Source organism: Methylobacterium sp. WL119, from assembly GCF_008039875.1.
Taxonomy (GTDB): domain Bacteria; phylum Pseudomonadota; class Alphaproteobacteria; order Rhizobiales; family Beijerinckiaceae; genus Methylobacterium.
Window position 1 is genome coordinate 1 of record NZ_VRUU01000226.1, and the last position, 1,298, is coordinate 1,298.

General features: G+C 80.0%; 1 pseudogene. It reads left to right on the forward strand.

Going from position 1 to position 1,298, the window contains the following annotated elements:
- Positions 1–1,298, forward strand: a pseudogene (locus tag FV227_RS28570) (AsmA-like C-terminal region-containing protein); the annotation flags it as partial.

Here is a 1,298-nt window from a genome sequence, read left to right on the forward strand (position 1 = left end):
AACGCCAAGCTGTCCGGGCGGATCGGCGCCGACGGCACGGGGCGCGTCGCCGGCCGGCTCTCGGCCCCGGTGGCGGCGCCGCTGCTCGCCCTGGTCGACCGGGTCTGGATCGCGGAGACGCGCCTGATCCCGGCCTTCCTGCGCGCCGGCGCGCTCGACCTCGCCGTCACGCTGGAGCGCGACGCGGGCGACGCCGACGCGCTGCGGCTCGCCGCCACGGGCCAAGCCGCGGGCGGCAGCCTCGACCTGTCGCTGGTCAGCCGCGCCGGCGCGGTCGAGGGGGCGAGGATCCGCCTCGCGACGCCGCGGGCCGGCACCTGGCTCGGCCGCACCGACATCGCCGGCCTGCAGCAGCCGGCCGACCTGAGCCTGGTGGCGGCCCGCGCGGCCGACGGCGGCCTGACGCTCCAGGCGACCGGCACGATCGCCGGCGCCACGCTGTCGACCGCGACGCCGCTGCGGCTTCCCACCGAGGGCGGCCCGCCCCGATCCGGCGCGCTGCGGATCGAGACCGCCGACCTCGCGCCGTTCCTGACGCTGGCGGGCGCCGCCGCCCTCGCGCCGGGGCCGTGGCCGGCCGACCTTTCCGTCGCGCTGACCCGGCAGGGAGACGACGCGCGTGCCGCGCTCGCCGGCCGGATCGCGGGGGCGGCCCTCGATGCGACCCTCGTCCGCGCGCCGGACGGGGCGCTGTCGGGCACGGCGCGCCTCGCCCGCCTGTCCCTGCCGCAGCTCGCGGCCGCCCTGGCGATGCCGGCGGGCGCCGCCGGCCGGTTCGGCCCGGTGCCACCGCCGGGACCGCCGGTCTCCCTCGACCTCCGGGTCGACCAGCTCGAGCTCGGGCGCGGGCTCACCGCCTCGGGCGCCGCCATGGCGTTGGGGTTCGAGGAGGGGACCCTGACGCTGCGCGACCTCTCGGCCAGGCTCGCCGAGGGTCGGATCGCCGGCTCGGCGACCCTGTCGCGTCGCGGCGGCCTCTCCTCGATCGCGGGCGAGGGTACCGTCGCCGAGCTGTCGATCCCGGCGCTCGCGGGGGGCGGCCCGCTCGGCGGGCGCCTGTCGGCGGCGCTGCGCTTCGGCACCTCCGGCGAGACGCCCGGCGCGCTGGCGGCCAACCTCTCGGGCACCGGCAGCCTCACGCTCGCCGCCCTCAACCTGCCCGAGACCGATCCCGCCGCCGTCGGGCGCGCCCTCGTCCGCGCCCTGCAGATCGAGGACCCCTTGCGCGACGGCCGGCTCCAGGCCCTCGTCGCCGAGGAGCTGTCGAAGGCCGCCGCCGGCACGACGCAGCCGGCCTC